This is a genomic window from Streptomyces sp. NPDC088400 (genome assembly GCF_044753355.1).
GTDB lineage: Bacteria > Actinomycetota > Actinomycetes > Streptomycetales > Streptomycetaceae > Streptomyces.
This window is the reverse complement of sequence record NZ_JBIVMZ010000033.1, coordinates 1,824-5,030: the sequence shown is the minus strand read 5'-3', so window position 1 is coordinate 5,030 and position 3,207 is coordinate 1,824. Positions and strand designations below refer to the sequence as shown.

1 rRNA gene is annotated in these 3,207 nt (G+C 56.8%); it reads right to left on the bottom strand.

The window, feature by feature from the left end:
- Window positions 1-21: 21 nt before the first annotated feature.
- Window positions 22-3,144 (bottom strand): 23S ribosomal RNA (locus tag ACIQD6_RS36160).
- Window positions 3,145-3,207: the final 63 nt, after the last annotated feature.

Here is a 3,207-nt window from a genome sequence, read left to right as displayed (position 1 = left end):
ACACAGTGGACGCGAGCAACTGAGGACAAGCCCTCGGCCTATTAGTACCGGTCAACTCCACCAGTCACCTGGCTTCCATATCCGGCCTATCAACCCAGTCGTCTACTGGGAGCCTTAACCCCTCAAGGGGGAGGGAGTCCTCATCTCGAAGCAGGCTTCCCGCTTAGATGCTTTCAGCGGTTATCCTTTCCGAACGTAGCCAACCAGCCATGCCCTTGGCAGGACAACTGGCACACCAGAGGTTCGTCCGTCCCGGTCCTCTCGTACTAGGGACAGCCCTTCTCAAGACTCCTACGCGCACAGCGGATAGGGACCGAACTGTCTCACGACGTTCTAAACCCAGCTCGCGTACCGCTTTAATGGGCGAACAGCCCAACCCTTGGGACCGACTCCAGCCCCAGGATGCGACGAGCCGACATCGAGGTGCCAAACCATCCCGTCGATATGGACTCTTGGGGAAGATCAGCCTGTTATCCCCGGGGTACCTTTTATCCGTTGAGCGACGGCGCTTCCACAAGCCACCGCCGGATCACTAGTCCCGACTTTCGTCCCTGCTCGACCCGTCGGTCTCACAGTCAAGCTCCCTTGTGCACTTACACTCAACACCTGATTACCAACCAGGCTGAGGGAACCTTTGGGCGCCTCCGTTACTCTTTAGGAGGCAACCGCCCCAGTTAAACTACCCATCAGACACTGTCCCTGATCCGGATCACGGACCCAGGTTAGACATCCAGCACGACCAGAGTGGTATTTCAACGACGACTCCACCTGAACTGGCGTCCAAGCTTCACAGTCTCCCACCTATCCTACACAAGCCGAACCGAACACCAATATCAAACTGTAGTAAAGGTCCCGGGGTCTTTCCGTCCTGCTGCGCGAAACGAGCATCTTTACTCGTAGTGCAATTTCACCGGGCCTATGGTTGAGACAGTCGAGAAGTCGTTACGCCATTCGTGCAGGTCGGAACTTACCCGACAAGGAATTTCGCTACCTTAGGATGGTTATAGTTACCACCGCCGTTTACTGGCGCTTAAGTTCTCAGCTTCGCCACACCGAAATGTGACTAACCGGTCCCCTTAACGTTCCAGCACCGGGCAGGCGTCAGTCCGTATACATCGCCTTACGGCTTCGCACGGACCTGTGTTTTTAGTAAACAGTCGCTTCTCGCTGGTCTCTGCGGCCACCCCAAGCTCACACCGCAAGGGTGATCACCTAGTGTGGCCCCCCTTCTCCCGAAGTTACGGGGGCATTTTGCCGAGTTCCTTAACCATAGTTCACCCGAACGCCTCGGTATTCTCTACCTGACCACCTGAGTCGGTTTAGGGTACGGGCCGCCATGAAACTCGCTAGAGGCTTTTCTCGACAGCATAGGATCATCCACTTCACCACAATCGGCTCGGCATCAGGTCTCAGACACAAGTTGCACGGATTTACCTGCACAACGTCCTACACCCTTACCCCGGGACAACCACCGCCCGGGATGGACTACCTTCCTGCGTCACCCCATCACTTACCTACTACAGATCTGGTCCGACGGCTCCACCACTCCCCTTCACCCGAAGGATCCAGGACGGCTTCACGGTCTTAGCATCGTCTGATTCGATACTGGGCGTTTCAAAGCGGGTACCGGAATATCAACCGGTTGTCCATCGACTACGCCTGTCGGCCTCGCCTTAGGTCCCGACTTACCCTGGGCAGATCAGCTTGACCCAGGAACCCTTAGTCAATCGGCGCACACGTTTCCCACGTGTGTATCGCTACTCATGCCTGCATTCTCACTCGTGAACCGTCCACAACTAGCTTCCGCTGCTGCTTCACCCGGCACACGACGCTCCCCTACCCATCACAGTCCCCGTTGGGGGTATGTACTGCAATGACACGACTTCGGCGGTACGCTTGAGCCCCGCTACATTGTCGGCGCGGAATCACTTGACCAGTGAGCTATTACGCACTCTTTCAAGGGTGGCTGCTTCTAAGCCAACCTCCTGGTTGTCTCTGCGACTCCACATCCTTTCCCACTTAGCGTACGCTTAGGGGCCTTAGTCGATGCTCTGGGCTGTTTCCCTCTCGACCATGGAGCTTATCCCCCACAGTCTCACTGCCGCGCTCTCACTTACCGGCATTCGGAGTTTGGCTAAGGTCAGTAACCCGGTAGGGCCCATCGCCTATCCAGTGCTCTACCTCCGGCAAGAAACACACGACGCTGCACCTAAATGCATTTCGGGGAGAACCAGCTATCACGGAGTTTGATTGGCCTTTCACCCCTAACCACAGGTCATCCCCCAGGTTTTCAACCCTGGTGGGTTCGGTCCTCCACGAAGTCTTACCTCCGCTTCAACCTGCCCATGGCTAGATCACTCCGCTTCGGGTCTTGAGCGCGCTACTAAACCGCCCTATTCGGACTCGCTTTCGCTACGGCTTCCCCACACGGGTTAACCTCGCAACACACCGCAAACTCGCAGGCTCATTCTTCAAAAGGCACGCAGTCACGACTGACAGCACAAGTGCTGCCAGCGACGCTCCCACGGCTTGTAGGCACACGGTTTCAGGTACTATTTCACTCCGCTCCCGCGGTACTTTTCACCATTCCCTCACGGTACTATCCGCTATCGGTCACCAGGGAATATTTAGGCTTAGCGGGTGGTCCCGCCAGATTCACACGGGATTTCTCGGGCCCCGTGCTACTTGGGTGTCGCACAAGCAAGCCGTACAGATTTCAGCTACGGGGGTCTTACCCTCTACGCCGGACCTTTCGCATGTCCTTCGCCTATCCATACGGTTTCTGACTTGCCCAACAGCCGGCAGACTGTTGAAGTACGATCCCACAACCCCGCATGCGCAACCCCTGCCGGGTATCACACGCATACGGTTTGGCCTCATCCGGTTTCGCTCGCCACTACTCCCGGAATCACGGTTGTTTTCTCTTCCTGAGGGTACTGAGATGTTTCACTTCCCCTCGTTCCCTCCACACTGCCTATGTGTTCAGCAGCGGGTGACAGCCCATGACGACTGCCGGGTTTCCCCATTCGGACACCCCCGGATCAAAGCTCGGTTGACAGCTCCCCGGGGCCTATCGCGGCCTCCCACGTCCTTCATCGGTTCCTGGTACCAAGGCATCCACCGTGCGCCCTTAAAAACTTGGCCACAGATGCTCGCGTCCACTGTGCAGTTCTCAAACAACGACCAGCCACCCGTCACCCCACCCTT